Origin of the sequence: Streptomyces sp. NPDC051041, from assembly GCF_044456065.1 — a bacterium.
Classification (GTDB): Bacteria; Actinomycetota; Actinomycetes; order Streptomycetales; family Streptomycetaceae; genus Streptomyces; species Streptomyces glaucus.
Window position 1 is genome coordinate 101,794 of record NZ_JBITFM010000014.1, and the last position, 24,434, is coordinate 126,227.

Consider the following 24,434-nt stretch of genomic DNA (forward strand, 5'->3'; position numbering starts at 1 on the left):
CGGGGGTTGTGGGGTGGCGGGGGGGGCGGGTTGCCGGGGGGGGGGGGGGGGCGGCCCCCCCCCCCCGGGGGGGGGGGGGGGGCCGCCCGGGGGGCCCCCCCCCGGGGGGGGGGGGGGGGCCCCCCCGACGTCGTACGGCGGTTACCTCAGTCCGCTGTCGATCGCGCTCACGAGTTCGCCGTTCGCGGTGTCGCCGCTGAACTCCCAGAAGAACGCGCCGCCCAGGCCCTGGTTCTTGGCCCAGGTCATCTTGGTGCCGATGGTCGCCGGGGTGTCGTACGACCACCAGTTGCTGCCGCAGTGCGCGTACGCCGTGCCGCCGACGGTGCCGGTGGCCGGGCAGGCGGTCTTGAGGACCTTGTAGTCCTCGATGCCCGCCTCGTAGGTGCCGGCCGCCGGGCCGGTGGCGGTGCCGCCGGGGGCGGACTGGGTGACGCCGGTCCAGCCGCGGCCGTAGAAGCCGATGCCGAGCAGCAGCTTGCTCGCCGGAACGCCCTTGGCCCGGAGCTTGGCGATGGCGGCGGCGGAGGTGAAGCCCTCCTTCGGGATGCCGGTGTACGAGGTGAGCGGCGAGTGCGGGGCGGTCGGGCCGGTCCTGTCCCAGGCGCCGAAGTAGTCGTACGTCATCACGTTGTACCAGTCGAGGTACTGCGCGGCGCCGCCGTAGTCGGCCGCGTCGATCTTGCCGCCGTCGGTGGCGTCCGCGGTGATGGCGGCGGTGACCAGGTAGTCGGGGCCGAACTCGGCGCGCAGGGCCCGGGAGAGGTCCCGGAAGGCCGCGGGCCCGCTGGTGTCGCAGGTCAGACCGCAGGCGTTCGGGTACTCCCAGTCGATGTCGATGCCGTCGAAGACGTCGGCCCAGCGCGGGTCCTCCACGACCGCCTTGCAGGAGGCGGCGAAGGCGGACGGGTTGGCCGCGGCCTGGGCGAAGCCGCCGGAGTAGGTCCAGCCGCCGAAGGAGTACAGCACCTTGATGTGCGGGTACTTCGCCTTCAGCTGGCGCAGCTGGTTGAAGTTGCCGCGCAGCGGCTGGTCCCAGGTGTCGGCGGTGCCGCTGACGGACTGGTCGGCGGTGTAGGCCTTCTCGTAGGCGGCGTAGGTGTCGTCGACGACGCACTTGCCGTCCTTGACGTTGCCGAAGGCGTAATTGATGTGGGTGATCTTCGACGCGGAGCCGGAGGTCACCAGGTTCTTGACGTGGTAGTTGCGGCCGTGGACGCCCCACTCGGCGAAGTAGCCGAGCTTGACCTTGTCACCGGTGGGCGGTTCCCCGGTGCCGCCCGTGGTGCGCACCTTCACCGCGCCGCTGACCGGGCCGGTCTGGTCGGCGGTGTCGCGGGCCCGGACGGAGTACGAGTAGTCGGTGCCGGCGCTCAGGCCGGTGTCCGTGTACGAGGCGGCCGTCACCGTGGCGACCCTGGCGCCGTCGCGCAGGACGTCGTAGTTCTTGACGCCCTTGTCGTCGGTGGCGGCCGACCAGGTCAGCTTGACCGAGGTGTCGGTGACGCCGGAGGCGGTGGGGGTGCCGGGCGCGGAGGGCGGGGCGTCACCGGGGACGGAGGCGCCGTCGCAGCCGCCGCCGTTGAGCTTGCAGCCGGTGGGGGAGCCGGTGCCGCTGCCGTTGAAGCCGAAGGAGACCGAGGCGCCGGGGGCGAGGGTGCCGTTCCAGGACTTGTTCCGGGCGGTCCAGTGGGTGCCGGAGCCGGTGACGTCGGCGTCCCAGGCGGAGGTGACGGACGTGCCGGAGGGGAAGTCCCATTCGACCGTCCAGGAGGTGAGGGTGGTGGTGCCGGTGTTCTTCACCGTCCACTTGCCTTCGAAGCCGGAGCCCCAGTCCTGGGTCTTGGCGTAGGTGGCGGTCGCGGAGGTGGCCGCCTGGGCGGGGCCGGCCAGGCCGATCAGGCCGGCGAAGGGGAGCAGCAGGGTCGCGAACCCCGCCGCGGCTCTGTGTCTGAAGCGCATGCTGCGCCTCCTCGTGGGGTTGTCGGGGCGTGACTGAGCCATCAGGCCCGCAGTGCGGCGAGGATAGAAAGGTCTGGACCATAGGTCAATAGGTCTGGACCACTGCGCGGTGGCGTCCTAGATCCCCAACTCCTGCGCCAGGACCGCCGCTTGCACCCGGCTGCGCAGTCCCAGCTTCCCCAGCAACCGGCTGACGTGCGTCTTCACGGTCGCCTCGGCCATGTCGAGCCGGACCGCGATGTCCGCGTTGGACAGACCCTCGCCGAGGCAGGACAGCACCTCGCGCTCGCGTCGGGTGAGGGTGTCCAGGACCGCGGGGTCGGCCGTGGTCCGCCGGGCGGACCGCGCGGCGAACTCGGCGATCAGGCGCCGGGTGACCGCCGGGGCGACGACGCCCTCGCCGCGCGCCACCGTGCGGACGGCGTCGACGAGGTCCTTCGCCTCCGTGTTCTTCAGCAGGAATCCGGCGGCGCCCGCGCGCAGCGCCCCGAAGACGTACTCGTCGAGGTCGAAGGTGGTGAGCACCAGGACGTCGGCCAGGCCCTCGGCGACCACCTGCCGGGTCGCCGACACCCCGTCCAGGCGCGGCATCTGAACGTCCATCAGCACCAGGTCCGGCCGCAGTTCGCGGGCCAGCGCCACCGCCTGCTCGCCGTCCGCCGCCTCGCCGACCACCTCGACGTCGGGCGCGCTGCGCAGGATGAGGACGAGACCGGCGCGGACGGCGGACTGGTCCTCGGCGACCAGGACGCGGATCATGCGCTTGCTCCTTCGGCTTCGACGAGGGGCAGAACAGCCCGTACGGCCCAGATCACGCCGTCGGGCGAAACCTCCGGGCCCGCCGCGAAACTGCCGCGCAGCAGCGCGGCCCGCTCCCGCATGCCGACCAGCCCGGCGCCGGAGCCCGGAACGCGCGGGCCGTCCCGGTCCTCGCCGTACGGGCTGGTCACGGTGATGTGCAGCGCGCCGTCCCGCCGGCCGAGCGCGACCGTGACCGGGCCGGGCGCCGCGTGCTTGAGGGCGTTGGTCAAGGACTCCTGCACGATGCGGTACGCCGCCAGCTCCACCGGCGCGGGCAGCCCCTCGCCGGGGTCGGCCTCCAGGGCGACGTCGAGCCCGTTGGCGCGGGCGCCGTCGACGAGCGCGCCCAGGCCGTCGAGGGTGGGCGCGGCGACGGGCTCGACGTCACCGCTGGAGTCCCGCAGGATCCCGATCAGCCGCCGCATCTCGGCCAGCCCCTCGACGCTGTTCTCCCGGATGACCCCGAGGGCCTGCCGGGTGGTGGCCGGGTCGTCGAGGGAGAGCGCGGCCGTGGAGTGGATGGCGATCGCGGACAGGTGGTTGGCGACCATGTCGTGCAGTTCGCGGGCCATCCGGGCGCGCTCGGCGGTGACCGCCTGGGCGCGGTCCAGTTCGGCGAGCAGCGCGGTCTGCTCGGCGCGCAGCCGGGCGGCCTCGGCGGCGTCGCGGTGGTTGCGGACGATCAGGCCGGTGGAGGCGGGCGCGAACGTCAGGATGGCGACGGCCGCGCCGATCAGCAGCGCCTCGGGCACCCGCCACGCCGCGAACGACGCCACCGTGGCGGCCACCGACAGCAGTCCGGTGATCCAGGGGATGCGGCGGGCCGAGGCCGGGGTGCCGTACAGGACGGCCGCGTACATCACGTCGGTGTACATCACCAGCGTGACCAGGTTGCCCTGGGTGACGGTGTCCAGGACCAGCGTGACGGTGGCGGTCAGCAGCGCGGCGCGCGGGGCGGTCCGCCGCGCCAGCTCGCAGCAGGCCATCACCGCCAGCGGCACCAGGACCGGCCAGGCGCCGGGAAGGAGCACGATCGGCTCGTCCCCGGGCCGGGTGACCAGGCCGAAGCCCCACAGCAGCAGCCCGCCGAGCAGTCCGGCCAGCGCGGCGTACGCGTCGAAGCGGGGCGGGCGGGGGAGTCGCGGAGCGGCCATGGTCCCATCCAACACGGCGCCGGGCGGGCGCGCCTGATCCCCGGGAACGGTCCGCTGCTGCATCTTTCGATGTACCGCGAGTTCGTCACCGCCGACGACGAGCGGCGCCGCTTCCGCCGGGACCCTGGAGGGGTGACCGAAGGGAGCACGTCGTGATCGTCGCGTTGATCGTCGCCTGCGAGGTCGGCTTCTGGGTGCTGCTCGCGCTCGGCCTCGCCGTCCGCTACCTGCTGAAGTGGCGCCGTACGAGCGTGGTGCTGCTGCTGTGCGAGCCGGTCCTGGAGCTGGTGCTGTTCGCGGCGACCGCCGTCGACCTGAGGAACGGCGCCGAACCGGGCTGGGAGCACGGCCTCGCGGCGCTGTACCTCGGCTACACGGTGGCCTACGGCCACTACACGATCCGCTGGCTGGACGGCCACGCCGCGCACCGCCTGGGCGGGGCGCCGAAACCGGCCGGCGCGCCCCGCTACGGCATGGCCCGCGCCCGCCACGAGGCCCGGCTGTGGCTGCGGACGCTGCTCGCCGCGGCCGTCGCCTGCGGCCTGCTCCAGGGCGCGGTCTGGTACGTCGGCGACGAGGGCGACATCTCCTCGCTGCGCGCCTTCCAGTGGGCGGCGCTGCGGGCCGCCGGCATCCACGGGCTGGTCGCGCTGGCCTACTTCGTCTGGCCGAAGAAGGCCCCGGCCGGAGCGGGCGAGGAGACCGGACCGGCGCTCACCAAGGAGGGAGTCCGGTGATGCGCGAGGCGTCCCGGAACCTGCTGGAAGGGGCCGCCGCCTTCGCCGCCGGGCCGGCGCTGCGGCTGTTCGCCGGCGACGTGCAGGCGCCGGTCGTCACCCTCGCCAAGGCGGGCGTGGTGCCGATGCGCGTCGGCGGGGCGCCGGCGGCGACCGGCCTGTGCCGGCGGGTGCGGGGCCGCGCCTAGCGCTCGCCGCCCGGCACCCACAGCACGTCCCCGACCTCCTTGTTCGCCGTCCGGGCGAGGATGAACAGCAGGTCGGACAGGCGGTTGAGGTAGGTCGCGGTGAGCGGGTTCATCGTCTCGCCGTGCACCTCCAGCGCCGCCCACGTCGACCGCTCCGCCCGGCGCACGACCGTGCAGGCCTGGTGCAGCAGCGCCGCCCCCGGCGTGCCGCCCGGCAGGATGAAGGAGCGCAGCTTCTCCAGCCGCTCGTTGAAGCGGTCGCAGTCCGCCTCCAAGCGGTCGACGTAGAACTGCTCGACCCTGAGCGGCGGGTACTCGGGGTCCTCCACCACCGGGGTGGACAGGTCCGCGCCCACGTCGAACAGGTCGTTCTGCACGCGGGTGAGGACCTCGACGACCTCCTGGTCGAGGCCGCCCAGCGCGATCGCCGTGCCGATCACCGCGTTGGCCTCGTTGGCGTCGGCGTACGCGGCGATGCGCAGGTCGGTCTTGGCGACCCGGCTCATGTCGCCGAGGGCGGTGGTGCCCTGGTCGCCGGTCCTCGTGTAGATGCGCGTCAGATTGACCATGCGCCCAGCGTAGTTACGCTCCGGCGCCGCGGAACACACGTGTGCCCACCGTCACGGACAGCGCCGCGAGACCGACGGCCACCAGGACGCCGTACAGCATGGCGGGCGTCGTGTAGGAGCCGACGTAGGCGTCCCGGACCGCGTCCACCAGATAGCGGAACGGCATGAGGCGGGACAGCGCGTCCAGCCAGGCGGGGCCCAGGGTCATCGGGAGCATCAGGCCGGACAGCAGCATCGACGGCATGGTCAGCGCGTTGACGGCCGGGCCGAACCCCTGCGGGGTGCTGAGCCGCATGGCCAGCGCGTACGACAGCGAGGCGAGCGAGACGGTGAGCAGGGCGACGAACCCGAAGCCGATCAGGACGCCGGGCAGCGGTGCCCGCAGCCCCATCGCGACGGCCGCCAGCACCAGCAGCACCGCCTGGAAGACGAACACGGTGGCGTCGCGCGGCACCCGGCCCAGCAGCAGGGCCAGGCGGCTCACGGGTGTGACCCGCATGCGCTCGATCACCCCGTGGCCCTTCTCGACGATGATCGAGAAGCCCGCGAACGACGCCCCGAACAGCCCCAGCTGCAGCAGCAGGCCGGGGACGAGGACCTGCCAGGAACTGCCCTCCTCGCCGAGCGGCAGGTCCGTCAGGAGCGGACCGAAGAAGAGCAGGTACAGCAGCGGCATCAGCACGCCGAAGAGCAGCGCGGAGCGGGAGCGCAGGGACTGGCGCAGGTAGCGGCCGTAGACGAGCGCGGTGTCGGACAACAGCATCGGGGGGTCCTCACACGGTTGCGGGGGCGGTGTCGGCGGGGGAGGCGCTGCGGCCGGTGACGGCGAGGAAGGTGTCCTGGAGGGTCGCGTCGACGGAGCCCGCGTAGCGGAGCTTCAGCGCGCTCGGGGTGCCCTCGGCCGCCACCACGCCCCGGTCGACGATCACCAGGCGGTCGGCGAGGGCGTCGGCCTCGTCGAGGTAGTGGGTGGTCAGGAAGACGGTCGTGCCGTGCGCGTCGCGCAGCCGGCGGACCAGGTCCCACAGGGCGGCGCGGCTGCCGGGGTCCAGGCCGGTCGTCGGTTCGTCGAGGAAGAGGACCCGGGGGCGGTGGGTGAGCGCCATCGCGATGTCCAGGCGGCGCCGCTGGCCGCCGGAGAGCGCGGCGCACTTGCGGTCGAGGAGGTCGGTGAGGTCCAGGTCGCGGGCCGGCTCCTCGGCGCGTTCGCTCGCCCGGGCCCTGGTCAGGCGGTACAGGCGCCCCTGGGTGACCAGTTCCTCCCGCACGGTGATCTGCGGGTCCACCCCGCCGGACTGCGCCACGTACCCGCAGGCCCCGCGCACGCCCGCGGGGTCGGTCGCCAGGTCGTGCCCGGCGACCGTGGCCGTGCCGCCGGTGGGGGCGAGCAGGGTGGTGAGCATCCGGAGGGTGGTGGTCTTGCCGGCGCCGTTGGGGCCGAGGAAGCCGAGGATCTCCCCCTCGCGGACGGTCAGGTCGATGCCGCGCACCGCCTCGACCGCTCCAAGGGCGTCGTCGACCGGCTCTCGCGCTGGGTGCGCGGGCGGCGCGACGGGGAGTCGGCCGCCGGGGCCGTCCTGCGCGAGCTGCGCGAGGAGATCGAGTCCGTCTCGCCCCGCGCCGGCCTGTTCGCCGGATACGCGCAGTTCATGAAGGTCATCGACGAGTCGTCCGCGCTGGGGTCCCGGATGTGGGCGATCGGCCAGGAGATGCTCGACGACCTGGAGCGGACCCTGCGCGAGGAGACCGGCGCCCCGGACGACGACCCCGTGCCCTCCCTGATGGCCGGTCAGATCGGCTGGCTGCACAGCACGGTGCGGGCCGCCGTCGGCCGGCGCATGCTCGCGGGCGGGGAGCCGAACGAGGTCTCCCGCGAGGTGCTCCTGCTGCTGGACGAGATGGAGGGACTGTTGAGCGAGAAAGTGCTCAACTACGCCGTCCGGGGTGCGGAATGAGCCGTGCCGGTGTGATGTCCGTCATGTGAGACGTGACGCGCGTTACTTACCGGTCACACGGGCTCTTCCGGGCGCTAGTGTCCGCCCGAGAGGCAGTGACCGCGGCCTCGCATTCCCGCCGTACCGGACACCGCCGGACCCGCCCCGCGGGCGCCGGCGGGGATGTGACGCCAGGTCCCAGGGACAGCGCGTATCAGGGGAGTCGCACAGTGGCACGGAAGCTCGCCGTCATCGGAGCCGGCCTGATGGGTTCCGGCATCGCCCAGGTCTCCGCGCAGGCGGGCTGGGACGTCGTCCTGCGCGACGTCACCGACGAGGCCCTCCGGCGCGGCACCGACGCCATCAAGGCCTCGTACGACAAGTTCGTCGCCAAGGGCAGGCTGGAGGCGCACGACGCCGACGCCGCCCTCGCCCGCATCACCGCGACCACCGACCTGGACGCCGCCGCCGACGCGGACGTCGTCGTCGAGGCCGTCTTCGAGAAGCTCGAGGTCAAGCACGAGATCTTCCGCACGCTCGACAAGCTCGTGCGTGAGGACACCGTGCTCGCCTCCAACACCTCCGCCATCCCGATCACCAAGATCGCGGCCGTGACGGAGCGCCCGGAGCGCGTCGTCGGCACCCACTTCTTCTCGCCGGTCCCGATGATGCAGCTGTGCGAGCTGGTGCGCGGGTACAAGACCAGCGACGAGACGCTCGCCAGGGCGCGCGCGTTCGCCGAGTCGGTCGGCAAGACCTGCATCGTCGTCAACCGGGACGTCGCAGGCTTCGTGACCACCCGGCTGATCTGCGCGCTCGTCGTCGAGGCCGCCAAGCTGTACGAGTCGGGCGTGGCGAGCGCCGAGGACATCGACCTCGCCTGCCGGCTCGGCTTCGGTCACGCCATGGGCCCGCTGGCCACCGCCGACCTCACGGGCGTCGACATCCTGCTGCACGCCACCGACAACATCTACACCGAGTCCCAGGACGAGAAGTTCGCCCCGCCGGAGCTGATGCGCCGGATGGTGGACGCCGGTGACATCGGACGCAAGAGCGGGCAGGGCTTCTACACCCACTGACCGCGCGTCAGCCCCCGGAAACGTCACACGCCGGGGTGAATTCGGTATCGGTTCGCTTACGTACGGCAACTTCCGGCCGTTCGAAGCAGTCAGAGATTGCATCACTGGACAGCAACAAAACGCCACGGCGCGACAGCAGAACGCCACAGTGCGTCAGCGCGCGTCACGGCGCATCGGTGGAACGCCGCAGCACGCCAGCAGGACACCACGACGCGAGGCACGAGACGCACGCACGGGGAGCGCATATGCACATCAGGGGCGACCACGCCGAGCTGGTCGTCGGGGGCCGCCTCGACGTTCGCAGCGCGGCGGACGCCCGCACGGCCCTGCACTCGGCCGTCGACGACGGAGTCGGCGACCTGGTGCTCGACCTGTCAGAGCTGGACTCCTGGGACGCCACCGGACTCGGGGTGATCATGGGTGCCCACCGGCGGGCCGGCCGCTGCGGCCGACGGCTCGTGCTGCGCGGCGTACCGCCGCAGATGCAGCGCCTGCTGGTGGCCACCCGGCTGTACCGGATCCTGGCCATCGAAGGCGGCCTCGGGGTGGAGACGCTGCCCAGGGTGTGACCCCCCGGGCTTTCGCGACGGGTGTGGCCCGGCGGGCCGGGGGGACCCGGACACCCCTCGGCGAAACGTACGACGCGCCCAATCCTCACGAGACTGTGACGTCTCGGACGGCGCGGCACCCCGGGCTGTCGGGGATACTGAGCGAAGGTTTAGGGTTCGGCTGCCCGCTGCCATGCGACCCTCTAGCGGGCCCGGACCAGAAGCGACAGCGCGGTGTGCGGCAAGGCCGGGAGGGGCTGGAAGAGCACAGAACGCTTTTGGGGGCTTGGACCTATGGACCCGAACACCCGCGGACCCGAGGAGTACGGCCACGCCGGTGGAGGTGCCTCCCGGTCGAGCGAACGCGAGACCGGGGGAGGCCACGCGCCGCGCCAGCGCCCGCCCAGGGAATCCCTCACCTCCGACTTCGGACAGCACGCGCCCGCGCTCGCCCGCACGGTACAGCTCGTCTCCGGCGACTTCCTGCTCACCGTCAACCCCGTGGACGGCAGCGAGATCGAGGCCTGCCCGCCCGGGGAGCGGCCCGGCCGCCCCGAGAAGCTCACCGCGGCCGAGCGCGCCGAGACCGAGCGCGCCGCCCGGCCGCCCGTCCCGCCCGGCCCCGCGCAGCCCGCGCTGCCGCTGCTGGCCCGCCAGGACGAACGCGAACAGCTGGTACGGCTGCTCGCCCGCGGCCGCTCCGTGCGCCTCACCGGCCCCGCCGGCTCCGGCCGCACCAGCCTCCTCGACCTCGTCGCCGAGGACTGCGCCGACCTCGCCCCCGACGGCGTCGTCCGCCTGAACGGCTTCCGCCGCACCGCCGACGACCTGCTCCACGACCTCTTCCACGCCGTCCACCGCGCCCCCCTGTACCGCCCGGACCGGGACGAGCTGCTCGCCCACGTCCGGGAGATCGGCGCGGTCGTCGTCCTCGACGACATCGAGTTCGGCGGCGCCGCGCTGGACGACCTGCTGGACGCCACCCCCGAGTGCGCCTTCCTGATCGCCGCCACCCCGGACGTGCCGGCCCCCTCCGCCGGCTCGGCCGTGGAGGAGGTCGTCCTCAGCGGCCTGGACCGCGCGGACAGCCTGGAACTCCTCGAACGCGCCGCCGGCCGCGCCCTCACCGAGGAGGAGGCCACCTGGGCCGGGGACCTCTGGTTCGAGTCCGAGGGCCTGCCGCTGCGCTTCGTCCAGGCCGGCGCCCTGCTGCGCCAGCGCGACCGGCTGCGGGCCGGCGCCGAGGCCGCCGACGAGTCCGGCGTCGCGGACGCGCCGCCCGCGGACAGCCCCCGCGACGCCGACGAGGACGCCCCCCTGCCGTCGCTCGGCGAGGCCGCCGCGCCCGCGCCGCTGCTCGCCTCCCGGCTGAGCGCCTCGGCCCGCGCCACCCTGCGGTTCGCCGTCGCGCTCGGCGGCGAGGTGCCGCACCAGGCGCACCTGCCCGCCCTGGCCGGCGACACCCACGCGGACGCCGCCCTCGGCGAGCTGGCCGGCTGCGGACTGGTCTCCCCGGTGGGCTCCCGCTACCGGCTCGCCGCCGGGGTGCTGACCCAGCTGGAGGCAGCCGGATACGCCGACGACGTCCAGGCCGACGCCCTCGCCGTCGCCCAGCACTACGCCTGGTGGGCCGGGCACCCCTCGGTCACCCCGGAACGCGTGTGCGCCGAGGCCGACGCGGTGCTCGCCGCCCTCGCCGTGCTGACGCCGGCGACCGCGCCGGCCGAGGAGGGCGAGGAGGGCGAGGACCGCCCCGCCGTCCGGCTGGCCCGTACGGCGGCGCCCGCGTTCGCCGCCGGGCTGCACTGGAGCGCCTGGGAACGGGCGCTGCGCTCGGGCACCGAGGCCGCCCGGCTCGCCGGGGACGTCGCCGAACAGGCCTACTTCCACCACGAGCTCGGCGTCCTCGCGCTGTGCGGCGGCCAGCTGGACCGGGCCCGCGCCGAACTGGAGGCCTCCATCGGCCTGCGCGGCGCGCTCGCCGACAAGCGCGGCACCGTCGCCGGCCGCCGTGCCCTCGCCCTGGTCGCCGACCGCTCGGGGACCGCGCCCGGCCTCGGCGCGGTCGCGGGCGCGTTCGGGGCGACCGCGGGGGAGGAGGTGCCCGAGGCGCGGCACGACGAGTCCGCCTCGCCGCCGGGCGGGGCGCCCGCGGCGTTCCCGCCGTTGCAGCGGCCCGCCGACGTCCCGGCCCCGGTCACCCGCCGCACCCCGTCCGCCGGGCCGTCCCGCAAGGCCGGCGGCGGCATCAAGGGCCTCGCCCGGCGCAACCTCGCGGCGGCCGGCGCGGGCGCGCTGCTCGTCGCCGTGCTCGGCACGGTGGTGACCCTCGGCGCCACGTCCGACAACGACGCCAACCGCCCGTCCGACGAGGTCGGGGTCAACCCCTCCGCCAGCCGGGGCGTCGAGGACGGCAGCCTGGGCGCCGACGTGCCGCAGGACGACGGCGGCGGCTCCGGCGACACCGGCGCGGCGACGAGCCGGCCGGCCGGCCCCGGCCCGGACGGCACCTTCGGCACCACCGACGACCCGACGCCGACCGGCACGGGCTCGGCCCGGCCGTCGGACGACCCCAGCGGCAGCGAGGGACCGTCGACGTCGCCGCCGCCGTCGAAGTCGCCGACGTCCAGGCCGCCCACGACCTCGAAGCCGTCGGCCCCGTCCAAGCCGTCGTCGCCCGGGCCGTCCACCTCCGCGCCGTCGACGTCGGAACCGTCCACCTCCGCGCCGTCGACGACCGCGCCGCCGCCGTCCTCGCCGTCCACCTCGAACTCGGCCAGCGGCCCGGTCACGTCGAGCGCCCCCGGCGAGACGAGCACCTCGGCGAGCGCTCCGGGGAGCGGCGGGGCGGGCGGTCCCAGCGGTACGGGCACGGTGATCTGAGGCATCGCGCCGACGCACGAGGGCCGGGCCCGTACGCCGGACCCGGCCCTCGTCGTCGTACGGCCGCCCCGAGCGGCCGCGCCGGCGGTCCGCGGCGACCGCGCCGCCGGTTCAGAACAACCGCAGCTTGTCGTCCTCGATGCCGCGCAGCGCGTCGTAGTCCAGCACCTGGCAGCCGATGCCCCGGTCGGTGGCGAGGACACGCGCCTGGGGCTTGATCTCCTGGGCGGCGAAGATGCCGCGCACCGGGGCGAGCCGGGGGTCGCGGTTCAGCAGCTCCAGGTAGCGGGTGAGCTGTTCCACGCCGTCGATCTCGCCGCGCCGCTTGATCTCGACGGCGACGGTCTGGCCCGCGGCGTCCCGGCACAGGATGTCGACCGGCCCGATGGCCGTCGGGTACTCGCGGCGGATGAGGGTGTAGCCCTCGCCGAGGGTCTCGATGCGGTCGGCGAGCAGTTCCTGGAGGTGCGCCTCCACACCGTCCTTGATCAGGCCGGGGTCCACGCCCAGTTCGTGCGTGGAGTCGTGGAGGATCTCCTCCATCGTGATGATGAGCTTCTCACCCGCCTTGTTGACGACGGTCCACGCCCCCGCGGCGCCGTCGGGGCCGCCGGCCTCCTCCTTCAGCGTGCAGGGCGGCGACATCCAGTTCAGGGGCTTGTAGGCCCGGTCGTCGGCGTGGATGGAGACGCTGCCGTCCGCCTTGACCAGGATCAGGCGGGGGGCCGGGGGAAGGTGGGCGGTGAGCCGCCCGACGTAGTCCACGGAGCAGCGGGCAATGACGAGACGCATGGTCGGCAACGCTACTCGACGGGCCCCGGTGAGCGCGATTCGCCCTCCTGGCGCCCGCCGCCGTCCGGCCCCCTCCGGGAGGCCGGGCGGACCACCGCGGTCATCCCGGTGCAGGCGCGCCGGACCGCCCCTCTTGTGCCGGAAGGCCCTCGTTCGCGCCGTGGCCGATTGTGTGCCCAACGACCTTTGCGCATCCGGGCATTTGCCTGGTGCGGTCACCGCCCGTTGCTTACGGTATTGAACGGGAGGGCGCGGAATGTTTACACAGCGTGTTCTGCATCGCGGGCCTCCCTTACTGTCAGGCAGCCCCTGCTGGTCGGGGGTGCGAGAGGAGAACCCATGTCGCTCGACGTCTCACCGGCCCTGCTCGAACAGGCCGAGCGAGGCGAGGTCGACGAAGCCGACTTCGTCGACTGCGTCCGGACCTCCCTGCCCTACGCGTGGGAGATGATCAGTTCCCTGGTGGCACAGCTGAAGGTGGACGGCGGCCAGTTCGCCGACAACCAGACGCCCCCGCCGGACGAGCAGGCACGTGGTCAGCTGCTGCGTGCGCTCGCGAGCGACGCGATACGCGGCGCGCTGCAGAGACACTTCGGTGTGCGGCTGGCCTTCCAGAACTGCCACCGGGTGGCGGTGTTCCCGCTCGACTCCTCGGTCGACGAGACGCTGGCGCGTTTCACCTCGGTACGCAGCCAGTTGCTGAACCAGTCGCCGGAGCTTCGGGACTGCTGACGCGGCCGGCCCTCGGGTCGCCGCTCCGTGCACGGGGGCGCGGTTCGCACCGGTGCGGCAGGTCTTCCGTGGGGGACACCGTGGTTCCCGGCGGAAGGCCCGGTCAGTTCAGGTGCGGCAGGACCTCGGACCCCAGCCGCCGTACGTTCTCCTCGGTCGCCGCCAGATCCCCGGAGCCCTCGACGAGCAGGGCGAAACGGGAGATTCCGGTCCGTTCGCTGGTCGCCGCGAGGCGGTCGACGCAGAGCCGCGGGGGACCCACCGGGTGCAGGCCGCAGAGCAGTTCGGTGTACGCCAGCGGATCGCGCATCCGCCGGGGGCGGCCGTCGACCGTGACATGGGCGTCCAGCCCCTGCTTCAGCCAGCCCGGCATCGCCTTCACCAGCGTCTCCACCGCGTCCGTGCGCCGGTCCGCGATCTGGCAGACGCCGGCCGAGACGTGGGCCGCGTGGTGGATCTCCTCCGCCGACCGCCCGGCCGCCCGCGCCTGCCGCCGCCACAGGGCGGCCATCTCGGCCTTCTCCTCGTCGCCGACGTGCATGCCGAGCAGCATCGGCAGCCCGCGCTCGGCCGCGAGCCGCACGCTCGCCGGAGAGGTGCAGGCGACGACGACCTCCGGTCCCTCGGCGTCCGTCAGGGCCTCCGACGGGCGGGGGACGACGGGCACCTCACGGAAGCCGAATCGTTCCCCCGAGGCTCCGACCGCGGGTTCGCGCAGCCAGCGCACCAGCAGGTCGAGCGACTCCGGGAACCCCTTCTCGTACGCCTCCAGGCCCGCGCCGAACACCTCCAGGTCGACCCACGGCCCGCCGCGCCCCACGCCGAGCGAGAACCGCCCGCCGCTCGTCACATGCAGCAGCGCGGCCTGCTCGCCGAGCGTCACGGGGTGGGTGGTGGACAGGACGCTGACCGCCGTCCCGACCCGGAGGCGGCGGGTCCGGCCGAGCAGCAACGCCGCCAGGGTGACGGCCGACGGACAGGTGCCGTACGGCACGAAGTGGTGCTCGGCCAGCCAGACCGTGTCGAGTCCCGCCTCCTCCGCGACCTCGGCGGAGCGGACCGCGCGGTGCAGCGCCTCCCCCTCGCCCTGCCCGGGGAATCGGGCCGCCAACACGAAACTTCCTACGCGCATCGTTTTTCCTGCTTCCTCGGCTCCGACACGGAGCTCCCCACCGGGCACAACCGGCCGACACGTGCCGAGGACACGGCTCTGCGAAGGGATTTGCGGATTGTCCGGAGATCCGGACGCCGGGGAGGGCGTCCGCGCCGGTCCGCGAGGGGACCTTCGGCGGCCGGTGGTGTACGCGTACCCCTGTCCGCGCCGCGTAGGCTGGACAGGGCCCGTGCATCCCGTAGAGCCCCGTGAGGTGTCCTGTGTCCCCGCGTCGCAACCGACCCAAGGGAGTCGGCCGGTCCGGCCGGAGCGCCGAGGACGACCGGCCCGGCCGCTACGGCGGCTGGGAGTCCACGGAGAGCTGGCAGGGCGAGGAGTGGAACGTGCGGCACGTGGCCGGCGCGAGCGCCCGGGGCAAGGCGTACCGCTGCCCCGGCTGCGACCAGTTGATCCCCGACGGCGTGCCGCACGTGGTGGCCTGGCCGTCGTACGTGGGCGTCGACGACCGCCGGCACTGGCACAAGGCGTGCTGGAACGCCAAGGACCGCCGCACCACACGGATGCAGCGGTCCCGTAACGCGCCCCGGTTCTGAGCCGGGTCCGCCCGTCCTACACGTCCCGCTTCTCCAGCAGCGCGAAGGCGCCGGCGAACACCACGGCCGTCACGCCGAGCATGATCCACAGCGGGTCCCAGCCGGACGGGCCCGACTCGCTCAGGGAGTTGGCGTAGAAGACGCTGAGCTGGTTGGGGATCGAGTACTCGAACAGGGCCTGGCGGACGTCCTCCAGCGAGGAGGAGAACATGAACAGCGCGATCACCAGCGGCGCGAGCACGGCGCCGATCATGATGGTGATGGCGCCCGCCGAGTGCCGGACGACCGAGCCGACGGCGAGCGAGAGCATCCCGAGCAGCGCGACGTAGAGCGCGACGCCGACCGTGCCCTTCAGCCATTCCCCGCCGGAGGGCTCCCGGGCGCCGTTGCCCCCCAGCATGGCCACGTGCAGGAAGGCGACGACGGACACGGACACCAGCGTCACCACGAACGCCGTCAGGAAGAACACGATCGCCTTCGCCGCGAGCACCCGGCCGCGGGTGGGGCAGGCGGTCATCGTGGTGCGGATCATGCCGGTGCCGTACTCCGAGGCCGTGGTGAGCACGCCGAGCGTGATGACGCACATGCTGCCCAGCAGCAGCCCGAAGAAGCCCAGCGACAGGGCGTTCTCACCGGACAGGTCGGACGGGGAGCTCGCCACCACGACACCGGTCAGCAGGCCGATGCCGACGACCAGCAGGACGAACACGCCGAGCGTCCACAGGGTCGAGCGCACCGAGCGGATCTTCGTCCACTCGGAGGCGACGGCGTGCCCGAGGTGCGTGCGCACCACCGGGATCGGCGAGGTGTAGACGGGGAACGGGGAGCCGGGCGCCGCCTGCCACTGGGGTGCGGGCGCGGCCTGCGGCGTCGGGGGCTGCGGGGTGCTCATCGGGCGTCCTCGGGCTCGGTCACGTCGGTCGTCGGGGCGGCGGGCCGTGCGGCGGCGGGCTGCGGGGCCGGTGCCGGGGGAGCGGGCTGCGCGTACGGGTTGGACGCGGCCGGCGCGGCCTCCGGGGCGCCCGGGGCGTCCGGGGCGCCGTACGGCCCCGTCCGGCCCGGCGCGCCCTGCGGCCCGGCGAACGGCTGCCCGCCCTGCTGGGGCGGCGGCGGGGCGTACCAGCCCGGCTGGCCCTGTCCGGGCACCGGCACCGGCGGCTGCGCGCCGGGCGGCAGCGGCTGGTGCAGCCCTTCCTTCTGGTCGGCGGTCGAGCGGTAGTCGACCACCCCCTGCGTCATCCGCATGTACGCCTCCTCCAGCGAGGCCTGATGCGGCGACAGCTCCCACAGCCGTACGCCGGCCTCGTGCGCGATGTCGCTGATGCGGGGCAGCGGCAGGCCCGTCACCCGCAGCGCGCCGTCCTGCTCGGGCAGCACCTGGCCGCCGGCCTCGGTGAGCGCGGCCGACAGCTTCTCGCGCTGCTGCGGCTCGGTGCCGGGCGTGCGCACCCGCGCGAAGTCGGCGGAATTGGCCGATATGAAGTCCTTCACGCTCATGTCGGCGAGCAGTTGTCCGCGCCCGATGACGATCAGGTGATCGGCGGTGAGCGCCATCTCGCTCATGAGGTGACTGGAGACGAACACGGTCCGCCCCTCGGCGGCCAGCGCCTTCATCAGGTTCCGCACCCAGAGGATGCCCTCGGGGTCGAGGCCGTTGACCGGCTCGTCGAACAGCAGCACCTGCGGGTCGCCGAGCAGCGCGGCGGCGATGCCCAGCCGCTGGCCCATGCCGAGGGAGAACCCCTTGGACCGTCTCTTCGCCACGTCGTGCAGGCCGACGACGCCGAGCACCTCGTCCACGCGCCGGGCCGGGATGCCGGACAGCTGGGCGAGGCTCAGCAGGTGGTTGCGGGCGGACCGGCCGCCGTGCACCGCCTTGGCGTCGAGCAGGGCGCCGACCTGGCGGGGGGCGTTGGGCAGCTTGCGGTACGGGTAGCCGCCGATCGTGACGTGCCCGGCGGTGGGGTTGTCCAGGCCGAGGATCATCCGCATCGTCGTCGACTTGCCCGAGCCGTTCGGCCCGAGGAAGCCGGTGACGGCGCCGGGCCGCACCTGGAAGGACAGGTTGTGCACAGCGGTCTTGTCGCCGTAGCGCTTGGTCAGGCCGACTGCCTCGATCATGCTCCCCACCCGTCGGAAGGTACCCAGCGAAGGTTTTTCAGGACAGCGGGGCACACGCCCCCCGTAAGGGTTAGGAGGATATCGGGGCGCTGACGGTTCCGCCCAAGAGCGCGCAGAACCTCACGCGTCCCGCTTCTTCACCAGCACGTAACCGCCGACGAGGGCGGCGGCCACCCACAGCACCATGATCCCGAGCCCGCCCCAGGGACCGTACGGGGTGTCGTCGCCGACCGGGGGAACCACCTGCATGATCCTGCTGCCGGCCTGGTCGGGCAGGAACCGGCCGACCTCCTCGGTCGCCGAGACGTTGCCCAGGATGCTGGAGACGAGGAAGAAGAACGGCATCAGGACGCCGAGCGAGAGCATCGGCGAGCGCAGCATCGCGGCGACGCCCATGGAGAACGTCGCGATGAGGGTCATGTAGAGCCCGCCGCCGATCACCGCGCGCAGCACGCCCGGGTCGCCGATCGACGCCCCGAGGTCGCCGAGCACCGCCTGCCCGACGAAGAAGGCGAGGAAAGCGGTGGTCAGGCCGACCACGAGGGCCAGCGCGGTGGCGACCGCGATCTTGCCGAACAGGAAGGTGCCGCGCTGCGGGACCGCGGCCAGCGAGGTGCGGATCATGCCGGTGCTGTACTCGTTCGACACGACGAGCACCCCGAACACGATCATCGCCAGCTGACCGAGGCTCATGCCCGCGAAGCTGGTGAACGTCGGGTCGAAGGAGAACCTGTCCCGCGTGCTCGTGGAGGCGAACTCGTTCCTCGACAGCGCCGAGATCAGCATGCCGAGGGCGACGGTGACGACCACGGCGACGGAGAGCGTCCAGACGGTGGACGCCACCGACCGGATCTTGGTCCATTCGGACCGGACGACCTGGGTGACCGCCATGGTCAGCTCCTCCCCCCGCCGTCGCCCCACCGCTGCGCGGCGGGCGGGGTCCCGGCGTGGGCGTGGTACTCCACCGACTCCGCGGTCAGCCGCATGAACGCCTCCTCCAGCGAGGCCTGCCGGGGACTCAGCTCGTGCAGCACCACCTGGTGCCGCGCGGCCAGCTCGCCGATGTGCTCGGGTTTGCCGCCGTCGACCTCGAAGGCGCCGGTGCCGGTCGCCACGGCCGTGATCCCCGCCGCGTGCAGCACGTCCAGCAGCCGCTCCGGCTGGGGCGTGCGGATCCGGACGCAACTGCGCGAGTGCTGCTCGATGAAGCCCGCCATGGAGGTGTCGGCGAGCAGCCGGCCCTGGCCGATGACGACGAGGTGGTCGGCGGTCAGCGCCATCTCGCTCATCAGATGGCTCGACACGAACACCGTCCGGCCCTGTGCGGCCAGCGACTTCATCAGGGTGCGGATCCAGTGGATGCCCTCGGGGTCGAGGCCGTTGACCGGCTCGTCGAACATCAGGATCCGCGGATCGCCCAGCAGCGCGGCGGCGATGCCGAGGCGCTGCGACATGCCGAGCGAGAACGACCTGGCCTTCTTCCCCGCGACCGCCGTCAGGCCCACGGTGTCGAGCACCTCGCGCACCCGACGTTTCGGGATGCCGTTGCTCTGCGCCAGGCACAGCAGATGGTGGTAGGCGCTGCGCCCGCCGTGCACCGCGCGGGCCTCCAGCAGCGCCCCGATGGACTTCAGCGGGTCCTTGAGCCGGTCGTAGGGCCTGCCGTCGACGCGCACGTCGCCGGCGGTGGGCCGGTCCAGGCCCAGGATCATCCGCATGGTGGTCGACTTGCCGGCGCCGTTGGGGCCCAGGAAGCCCGTGACCATGCCCGGTCTGACGGCGAAGGTGAGGTTGTTGACCGCGACCTTCTCGCCGTACCGCTTGGTCAGTCCCGCCAGCTCGATCATGCCGACACGCTAAAACGGGACGGAGCCCGCTGCCACCCCGGTGGCAGCGGGCTCCGCCTCTTCTCAGCCGCTGTACGCCCGGCGTTACCGGGACTGCTGCGCGGGCACCCCGCGGGAGACCGACTCGTCGTCGCTCGACGTGCCGGCGGCGGCCACCGCGGCACCGGTGAGCGTGGCGAGCATCTCGCGCACGTTGGTCAGCTGCGCGTTGATCGAGTCGCGGCGGTTGGTCAGCGCGGCCAGCTCGCGCTCGGACTCCGAGCGGATGCGGTCGGCCTTGGCGTTGGCGTCGGCCACGATGTCCTCGGCCTGGCGCTGCGCCGTCTCGACGGTCTGGCGGGCGCGGCGCTCGGCGTCGGTGCGCAGCTTCTCCGCCTCCAGGCGCAGCTGCTCGGCGCGGTGCTCGATCTCGGCGAGCCGCTTCTCGGCCTTGGCCTGACGGGACGCCAGGTCGCGCTCGGACTGCTCGCGGCGCTTGGCGAGGTTCGTCTCGAAGTCGGCGGCGGCCTGCGCGGCCTTGGCACGGGTCTCCTCGAAGAGGGCGTCCGCCTCCTCGCGCTTGGACTGCGCGTCCCGCTGGGCCTCGGCCCGCAGCTGGGCGGCGTCACTCTTGGCCTTCTCGACGATCCGCAGGCCCTCGTCCTCGGCCTTCGCCTTGCGTTCGGCCGCGTACGTCTCGGCGTCGCTGCGCACCTGCTGGGCCGCCGACTCGGCGAGCTCGCGGTGCTGCTCGGCCGCGCGCCGGGCCTCCTCGCGCAGCTCCTTCGCCTCTTCCTCGGCGAGGCGCAGGATCTTCTCGACCCGTGCGCCGAGGCCCGCGTACGACGGCTCGGCGTCGGTGACCTGGGCCTGGGCGTTCTGCGTCTCGAGGTGGAGCTCCTCGATCCGCTTCTCCAGAGCGGTGATGCGGGCGAGCGCCTGGTCACGGTCGGAGACGAGCTTGGAGATACGTTCGTCCACCTGAGCGCGGTCGTACCCACGCCGCACAAGCTCGAAGCCGTAGGGGGAAGTGTCGCTCATGGGGTTCCTGTCGAATGAGACCGGTGAGGTGATAAGGGGAATCCTAGGGGTCAAAGCGGCGTGTCATCGAGCGGATGCGTGTTTGATCTGGAGAATGACACCTCTTTTGGGTGGCTAACCGATGGACAGCTTGCCAAACAGTTGGTCAAAGAATCCAGCAGACACCGGAATCGGCCCTCCTCGCTAGCTTTCCGACGACTTGCCACCCGAACGGGTAGCTCCGGCGGCGGCGCCGGCCTTGACCCCGGTGTCCTTGCCGGAGGGCGGGGCCTCGAAGGACTCCAACGCCTCCAGCACGTCCTGGACACGGGAGATCTCGGCGTTGATGTCCTCGCGGCGCCGCACCAGGATCTCCAGTTCGCGCTTGCCCTCCTCGACCGTGCGCCGCGCCTCGCGGATCGCCTCGGCCTTGAGCTCCTCGGCCTCCTTGACGAGAGTGGCCTTCTTCTGCTCGGCCTCCTTCAGGAGCCCCTCGGCCTTCTTGACGGCGGCGATGCGCACCTTGCCGGCCTCGGAGTTGGCCTCCGAGACGATCTCCTTGGCCTTCGCCTCGGCCTTGGCGAGCTGCTCCTCGGCGGCCTTGATGAGCGCGTCGCAGCGGTCGCCGGTGGACTTCATCGTCTCGGCCGCCTCGCGACGGGCGCGCTCGTGCAGCTCCTCGATCTCCGCGGTGATGCGGTCGCGCAGCTCCTCGGCGCGCTCCCGGATCTGGGTGGCGTCCCGGCGGGCGCCGACGAGCAGTTCGTCCGCGTCCGCACGGGCCTTCTCCACCAGGGAGTTGCCCTCGACGGTGGCCTCGGAGACGATCCGCTCGGCCTCCTTGCGGGCCGCGCCGACCATCGTGTCGGCCTGCGCCTCCGCGTCCGCGGTGGTCTTCAGGGCCTGCGCCTGTGCCTCGGTGAGCAGCTTGTCGGCCTCCGCCGTGGTCTCCGTGATGAGCTTGTCGACCTGTTCGGCCGCCTCCGAACGCCGCTTGTTGGCGTCCTTGCGGGCCTCGTCCAGGGTGCGCTCGGCCGCCTCGCGCGCGGTGGCCGCCAGCCGCTCGGCCTCCGCCTCGGCGTCGGCCTTGACGCGTTCGGCCTCGCCGCGCAGCCGCTCGGCGTGCTGCTGCGCCGAGCCGACCGTCTCGGCGGCCTCGGCCCGCAGCCGCTCGGCGTCCCCGGTGGCGTCCGCGAGCAGCCGCTCGGCCTCGGTGCGGGCCTCGGACCGCACCCGCTCGGCCTCGGTGGCGGCTTCGGAGCGCACCCGCTCGGCCTCGGTGCGGGCCTCGGAGCGCACCTGTTCGGCCTCGGCGAGGGCCTCGGTGCGGACCCGCTCGGCCTCGGCGACCGTCTCCGCGCGCAGCCGGTCGGTGTCGGCGACCGTCTCCGTCGTGAGCCGCTCCGCCTCGGCGCGCGCCTCGCTGATGAGGGTGTCGGCCTGCGTCGCCGCGTCCGACCGGATGCGGTTGGCGTCCTCGCGGGCGTCCGCGCGGGTGCGGGCGGCGCTCTGCTCGGCCTCCGCGATGGTGTCGGAGGCCTCCGTGCGCACCCGCTGGGCGTGCTCGGCGACGTCCGCGCGGATCCGCTCGGCCTCCGCCAGCGCCTCGGAGACGGTGCGCTCGGCGAGCGCCTTGGCGGCCTCCGACTCCTCCCGCGCCTCGCGCCGCAGGCGGCCCGCGTCCTCGCCGGCCCGCTCCCGCTCGGCGTAGGCGTCGGAGCGGACCCGGTCCGCCTCCTCCTCGGCCTCCCGGCGGGTGCGCTCCGCCGCGTGCTCGGCGGCGCTGCGCAGCCCGGCGATCTCCTCCTGGGCCTGCTCGTGCAGCCCGGCCACCGAGTCCCGTACCTGCTGGGCGTGGAGCTCGGCCGCGGACACCAGCTCCGCGGCGCGCCGGTCGGCCTCCTTGACCAGGCGCACGGCCTCGGCCTGGGCCTCCTCCACCCGCTTGCGGGCGGAGGCCAGCAGCTCCTCGCTCTGCTCGCGGGCCCGCTCGCGCTCCTGGTCGGCCTCCTGCCGGGCGGAGCCGAGGAGTTCCTCGGCCTCGCGGCGGCGCCGGGCGGCCTCCTCCTGGGCGGCGGCCAGCGTCTCGGACGCCTCGGCGGCGAGCCGCTCGGCGGCGGCCTGCGCCTCCGCGCGGACCCGGTCGGCGGTGTCCTGCGCCTCCGACCTCAGCCGCTCCGCCTCGGCCGCGGCCTCCGACCTCAGGCGCACGGCGACGGCCTCGCCCTCCGCGCGGGAGGCGGAGGCGTCGGCGGCGGCCTCGGTGCGCAGCCGCTCGGCCTCGGCCTCGGCCTGCTGCTGGAGCGTGCGGATCCGCTCGCCTGCCTCGGCGCGCAGCCGCTCGGTCTCCTCGGCGGCCTCGCGGCGGAGGCGCGTGGCCTCCTCGCGGGCCTCGTCGAGCGCCTGCTCGGCGGCGGCGAGCCGCTCCTCGGCCTCCTTCTGCAGCCGGGCCAGCTCCCCGGCGGCCTCCTCCTGCCGGGCCGCCAGGGCCCGCTCGGTGTCCTCGCGCAGCTCGCGCGCCGCCCGCTCGGCGTCCGCCTTGAGGGCCTCGGCCTGCTCGGCGGCCTCCTCGCGGTGCCGTTCGGCCTCCTGGCGGGTGCGCTGCAGGGTCTCCTCGGCCTGCCGGCGCAGCGCCGTCGCCCGCTCGATGGCCTCGGTGCGGACCTTCTCGCTGTCCGCCTGGGCGGTGGTGCGCAGCTCGTCCGCGTCCGCCTTGGCCTTGGCGAGCAGCTCCTCGGCCGTCTTGGCGGCCTCCTCGATCTGCGCCACGGCCTCCTTGCGGGCCTCGGCGCGGATCCGCTCGCCCTCCTCGGCCGCCTCGGCGCGCAGCTGCTCGGCCTCGCCGCGCAGCCGGCGGGCCTCCTCCTGCAGCTCGACCGTCTTGGCGCGGTACTCCTTGGTGTCGTCCTTCGCGGCGCCCTTGAGCTGCTCGGCGATGTCGTGCGCCTCGGCACGCAGCCGGTCCGCCTCGGCCTCGGCCTCCGTGCGGATCCGCTCGGCCTCCTCGGCGGCGGCCCGCGTGGTCTGCTTGGCGTCCTCGGACGCCTTGTTGAGCACGTCCTCGGCGGTCCTGGCCGCCTTGGACAGCTGGGTGGCGGTCTCCTCGGCGGCGATCGTCCGGGCCTTCTCGGCGGCCTCGGTGACGATCTTCTCGGCCTCGGCGCGGGCGTCGGCGACGAGCTGCTCGGCCTCCGCCTTGGTGGCCTCGGCCTCCTTCGTGGCCTCCTGGACCAGCCGGGCGACCTGCTCCTTGGCCACGCGGGTGCGCTGCTCGTTGGCCGACTCGGCGCCGGCGAGCGCCTTGGCGGCGGCCTCCTTGGCCTCGGCGAGCAGCTTGTCGGCCTCGGCGCGCGCCTCGCGCAGCGCGGTCTCCGCCTCGGCCATCCGCTGCTCGGCGGCCCGGCTCAGCTCCTGGGCCTGACGGCGCGCGGCCTCCGCCTCGGTGGCGGTGGAGGTGCGCAGCCGCTCGGCGTGGTCGGTGGCCTCCTGGGCCTGCGTGGAGGCGGCGTTCAGCAGCCGCTCGGCGTCCGCGCGGGCCCGGCGCAGGATCTGCTCGGCCTCCGCGCGGGCCGCCTCGGCCTCGCTCCGCAGGCGCTGCCGCGCCTCGGCGGTCAGCCGTTCGGCCTCCGCGCGCGCGGCCGCCAGGGCCTGCTCGGCCTCGGCGCGGGACTCCTCCAGCAGGCGGCGGGCCTGCTGCTCGGTGCGGGCGCGGAGCTGCTCCGCCCACGCCACGTTCTCGTTGACGTGCGACTCGACGGTCTGCCGGCGCTCGGCCAGCTCCTGGTCGAGCTGCTGGCGGCGCGTCACCGCCTCCTGGTGCAGCTCGGCCTGGAGCCGGGCCGCCTGCTCGGCGTGCTCCTGGAGGATCCGCTGGGTCTGGGCGCGGGCCTGGCTCAGCTCGCGCTCGGCGTCCGCCCGGATCTGGTCGGCCTGCATCTGGGCGTTGCGCAGCAACTGCTCGGCCTGCCAGCCGAGGTCGCCGCCGTCGAAGGCGGGCCGGGACATGATGGTGCGCCGCGCCTCGTGCAGCTTGGCGCGCAGCACCTCGACCTGGTAGCCGAGGTCCTCGGCGTGCTGGATCGCCTTTTCCCGCTCGGTCCTCAGCCGTTTCATCTCGGCCTCGAACCGAGAGAGGTGGTCGACGTCAGCCGCCGGCTCTCGCTCCTGGCTCTCGTAGCCCCGCACTGCGCGGTCCCATCCGTCCCCTGGTCGCAAGTCTCTCCACACGAGCTCCGTCCATCCGCCGGACGGCGCCCCCGGGGAATGGTGTCAGATGGGCGGCGGAGCACGGGCTGCTGCCCCGACGCTCGTCCCCCGAAACCCGGACCCCGGCATCGGTCGCCCGTTGGGCGCGGCGACCGCCCCCAACCCTACCGGCCCT

At 73.8% G+C, this 24,434-nt stretch carries 20 protein-coding genes and 2 pseudogenes; 8 read left to right on the plus strand and 14 right to left on the minus strand.

All coding sequences use genetic code 11. From position 1 onward, the window contains the following. Window positions 1–141: 141 nt before the first annotated feature. The 3 genes from ACIBAI_RS21405 to ACIBAI_RS21415 all read right to left on the minus strand — a co-directional run bounded on the left by ACIBAI_RS21405 (window position 142) and on the right by ACIBAI_RS21415 (window position 3,917). Window positions 142–1,962 carry a glycosyl hydrolase family 18 protein gene (locus ACIBAI_RS21405; RefSeq protein ID WP_399036408.1) on the minus strand — a complete coding sequence of 607 codons (1,821 nt, stop codon included), beginning with the start codon at window positions 1,960–1,962 and terminating at the stop codon, window positions 142–144. Between the two features lie 117 nt (window positions 1,963–2,079). Next, on the minus strand, window positions 2,080–2,721 hold the full coding sequence (locus ACIBAI_RS21410; RefSeq protein WP_399036409.1) for a response regulator: 642 nt from the start codon (window positions 2,719–2,721) through the stop codon (window positions 2,080–2,082). Further along, complete coding sequence (locus ACIBAI_RS21415; protein WP_399036411.1) at window positions 2,718–3,917, minus strand: sensor histidine kinase; 1,200 nt, start codon at window positions 3,915–3,917, stop codon at window positions 2,718–2,720. Before ACIBAI_RS21415 ends, ACIBAI_RS21410 begins: the two co-directional genes overlap by 4 nt. Window positions 3,918–4,069: 152 nt before the next feature. On the opposite strand from ACIBAI_RS21415, the gene ACIBAI_RS21420 reads away from it, so the two are divergent. After that, a complete protein-coding gene (locus ACIBAI_RS21420; RefSeq protein WP_399036412.1) occupies window positions 4,070–4,654 on the plus strand; it encodes a hypothetical protein in 585 nt (194 codons plus the stop codon). Then, a complete protein-coding gene (locus ACIBAI_RS21425; protein ID WP_399036414.1) occupies window positions 4,654–4,842 on the plus strand; it encodes a DUF5708 family protein in 189 nt (62 codons plus the stop codon). The genes ACIBAI_RS21420 and ACIBAI_RS21425 overlap by 1 nt, the downstream gene beginning before the upstream one ends. Here the strand turns inward: ACIBAI_RS21425 and ACIBAI_RS21430 are convergent. The 3 genes and pseudogenes from ACIBAI_RS21430 to ACIBAI_RS21440 form a co-directional block, all read right to left on the minus strand. Next, window positions 4,839–5,411 (minus strand): cob(I)yrinic acid a,c-diamide adenosyltransferase, encoded by a 573-nt coding sequence (locus ACIBAI_RS21430; RefSeq protein WP_399036416.1) that lies wholly within the window; start codon window positions 5,409–5,411, stop codon window positions 4,839–4,841. The genes ACIBAI_RS21425 and ACIBAI_RS21430 overlap by 4 nt on opposite strands. A 13-nt stretch (window positions 5,412–5,424) precedes the next feature. After that, window positions 5,425–6,174 carry an ABC transporter permease gene (locus ACIBAI_RS21435; RefSeq protein WP_399036418.1) on the minus strand — a complete coding sequence of 250 codons (750 nt, stop codon included), beginning with the start codon at window positions 6,172–6,174 and terminating at the stop codon, window positions 5,425–5,427. A 10-nt stretch (window positions 6,175–6,184) separates the two neighbouring features. Then, window positions 6,185–6,916 (minus strand): annotated as a pseudogene (locus ACIBAI_RS21440) (ABC transporter ATP-binding protein); the annotation flags it as partial. On the opposite strand from ACIBAI_RS21440, the pseudogene ACIBAI_RS21445 reads away from it, so the two are divergent. The 4 genes and pseudogenes from ACIBAI_RS21445 to ACIBAI_RS21460 form a co-directional block, all read left to right on the plus strand. Then, window positions 6,905–7,366 (plus strand): annotated as a pseudogene (locus ACIBAI_RS21445) (TetR/AcrR family transcriptional regulator); the annotation flags it as partial. The pseudogenes ACIBAI_RS21440 and ACIBAI_RS21445 sit on opposite strands and share 12 nt — an antisense overlap. 209 nt (window positions 7,367–7,575) lie before the next feature. Continuing rightward, complete coding sequence (locus ACIBAI_RS21450; protein ID WP_344603563.1) at window positions 7,576–8,424, plus strand: 3-hydroxyacyl-CoA dehydrogenase family protein; 849 nt, start codon at window positions 7,576–7,578, stop codon at window positions 8,422–8,424. Between the two features lie 245 nt (window positions 8,425–8,669). After that, entirely contained in the window at window positions 8,670–8,993 is a 324-nt protein-coding gene (locus tag ACIBAI_RS21455; RefSeq protein ID WP_399036420.1) for an STAS domain-containing protein, read from the plus strand. A gap of 273 nt (window positions 8,994–9,266) precedes the next feature. Continuing rightward, window positions 9,267–11,855: an ATP-binding protein gene (locus tag ACIBAI_RS21460; protein ID WP_399036422.1), complete on the plus strand. Its 2,589-nt coding sequence runs from the start codon at window positions 9,267–9,269 to the stop codon at window positions 11,853–11,855. 111 nt (window positions 11,856–11,966) lie between these two features. On the opposite strand, the gene nucS is transcribed toward ACIBAI_RS21460, so the two are convergent. Continuing rightward, window positions 11,967–12,647, minus strand: coding sequence for an endonuclease NucS (gene nucS, locus ACIBAI_RS21465; protein WP_399036423.1), 681 nt, complete (start codon window positions 12,645–12,647; stop codon window positions 11,967–11,969). A gap of 339 nt (window positions 12,648–12,986) precedes the next feature. Here nucS and ACIBAI_RS21470 point away from each other — a divergent pair, with 339 nt between their 5' ends. Beyond that, window positions 12,987–13,379: an SCO5389 family protein gene (locus ACIBAI_RS21470; protein WP_265566588.1), complete on the plus strand. Its 393-nt coding sequence runs from the start codon at window positions 12,987–12,989 to the stop codon at window positions 13,377–13,379. A gap of 103 nt (window positions 13,380–13,482) precedes the next feature. Here the strand turns inward: ACIBAI_RS21470 and ACIBAI_RS21475 are convergent, their stop codons facing one another. Beyond that, on the minus strand, window positions 13,483–14,511 hold the full coding sequence (locus ACIBAI_RS21475) for an LLM class flavin-dependent oxidoreductase (RefSeq protein ID WP_399036425.1): 1,029 nt from the start codon (window positions 14,509–14,511) through the stop codon (window positions 13,483–13,485). Window positions 14,512–14,753: 242 nt separating this feature from the next. On the opposite strand from ACIBAI_RS21475, the gene ACIBAI_RS21480 reads away from it, so the two are divergent. Beyond that, window positions 14,754–15,086, plus strand: coding sequence for an ATP/GTP-binding protein (locus tag ACIBAI_RS21480; protein WP_399036426.1), 333 nt, complete (start codon window positions 14,754–14,756; stop codon window positions 15,084–15,086). 16 nt (window positions 15,087–15,102) lie between these two features. Here ACIBAI_RS21480 and ACIBAI_RS21485 read toward each other — a convergent pair whose 3' ends face one another. The 6 genes from ACIBAI_RS21485 to scy form a co-directional block, all read right to left on the minus strand. Further along, the gene (locus ACIBAI_RS21485; RefSeq protein WP_399036428.1) at window positions 15,103–15,978 is read right to left on the minus strand and encodes an ABC transporter permease subunit; all 876 of its coding nucleotides are present in this window, start codon (window positions 15,976–15,978) and stop codon (window positions 15,103–15,105) included. Beyond that, window positions 15,975–17,207, minus strand: coding sequence for an ABC transporter ATP-binding protein (locus tag ACIBAI_RS21490; protein ID WP_399036430.1), 1,233 nt, complete (start codon window positions 17,205–17,207; stop codon window positions 15,975–15,977). Before ACIBAI_RS21490 ends, ACIBAI_RS21485 begins: the two co-directional genes overlap by 4 nt. A gap of 120 nt (window positions 17,208–17,327) precedes the next feature. Further along, window positions 17,328–18,098 (minus strand): ABC transporter permease, encoded by a 771-nt coding sequence (locus ACIBAI_RS21495; protein WP_399036431.1) that lies wholly within the window; start codon window positions 18,096–18,098, stop codon window positions 17,328–17,330. Between the two features lie 2 nt (window positions 18,099–18,100). Next, on the minus strand, window positions 18,101–19,054 hold the full coding sequence (locus tag ACIBAI_RS21500; RefSeq protein ID WP_399036433.1) for an ABC transporter ATP-binding protein: 954 nt from the start codon (window positions 19,052–19,054) through the stop codon (window positions 18,101–18,103). 84 nt (window positions 19,055–19,138) lie between these two features. Continuing rightward, window positions 19,139–20,074 carry a cellulose-binding protein gene (locus ACIBAI_RS21505; RefSeq protein WP_344603544.1) on the minus strand — a complete coding sequence of 312 codons (936 nt, stop codon included), beginning with the start codon at window positions 20,072–20,074 and terminating at the stop codon, window positions 19,139–19,141. 183 nt (window positions 20,075–20,257) lie between these two features. After that, window positions 20,258–24,238: a polarized growth protein Scy gene (gene scy, locus ACIBAI_RS21510; RefSeq protein ID WP_399036434.1), complete on the minus strand. Its 3,981-nt coding sequence runs from the start codon at window positions 24,236–24,238 to the stop codon at window positions 20,258–20,260. Window positions 24,239–24,434: the final 196 nt, after the last annotated feature.

Coding starts and splice junctions, on each gene's coding strand:
- ACIBAI_RS21425 (WP_399036414.1), top strand. CDS start 4,654: ATGCGCGAGGCGTCCCGGAACCTGCTGGAAGGGGCCGCCGCCTTCGCC.
- ACIBAI_RS21430 (WP_399036416.1), bottom strand. CDS start 5,411: ATGGTCAATCTGACGCGCATCTACACGAGGACCGGCGACCAGGGCACC.
- nucS (WP_399036423.1), bottom strand. CDS start 12,647: ATGCGTCTCGTCATTGCCCGCTGCTCCGTGGACTACGTCGGGCGGCTC.
- ACIBAI_RS21410 (WP_399036409.1), bottom strand. CDS start 2,721: ATGATCCGCGTCCTGGTCGCCGAGGACCAGTCCGCCGTCCGCGCCGGT.
- ACIBAI_RS21455 (WP_399036420.1), top strand. CDS start 8,670: ATGCACATCAGGGGCGACCACGCCGAGCTGGTCGTCGGGGGCCGCCTC.
- ACIBAI_RS21415 (WP_399036411.1), bottom strand. CDS start 3,917: ATGGCCGCTCCGCGACTCCCCCGCCCGCCCCGCTTCGACGCGTACGCC.
- ACIBAI_RS21470 (WP_265566588.1), top strand. CDS start 12,987: ATGTCGCTCGACGTCTCACCGGCCCTGCTCGAACAGGCCGAGCGAGGC.
- ACIBAI_RS21505 (WP_344603544.1), bottom strand. CDS start 20,074: ATGAGCGACACTTCCCCCTACGGCTTCGAGCTTGTGCGGCGTGGGTAC.
- ACIBAI_RS21475 (WP_399036425.1), bottom strand. CDS start 14,511: ATGCGCGTAGGAAGTTTCGTGTTGGCGGCCCGATTCCCCGGGCAGGGC.
- ACIBAI_RS21500 (WP_399036433.1), bottom strand. CDS start 19,054: ATGATCGAGCTGGCGGGACTGACCAAGCGGTACGGCGAGAAGGTCGCG.
- ACIBAI_RS21495 (WP_399036431.1), bottom strand. CDS start 18,098: ATGGCGGTCACCCAGGTCGTCCGGTCCGAATGGACCAAGATCCGGTCG.
- ACIBAI_RS21435 (WP_399036418.1), bottom strand. CDS start 6,174: ATGCTGTTGTCCGACACCGCGCTCGTCTACGGCCGCTACCTGCGCCAG.
- ACIBAI_RS21460 (WP_399036422.1), top strand. CDS start 9,267: ATGGACCCGAACACCCGCGGACCCGAGGAGTACGGCCACGCCGGTGGA.
- ACIBAI_RS21405 (WP_399036408.1), bottom strand. CDS start 1,962: ATGCGCTTCAGACACAGAGCCGCGGCGGGGTTCGCGACCCTGCTGCTC.
- ACIBAI_RS21490 (WP_399036430.1), bottom strand. CDS start 17,207: ATGATCGAGGCAGTCGGCCTGACCAAGCGCTACGGCGACAAGACCGCT.
- ACIBAI_RS21485 (WP_399036428.1), bottom strand. CDS start 15,978: ATGAGCACCCCGCAGCCCCCGACGCCGCAGGCCGCGCCCGCACCCCAG.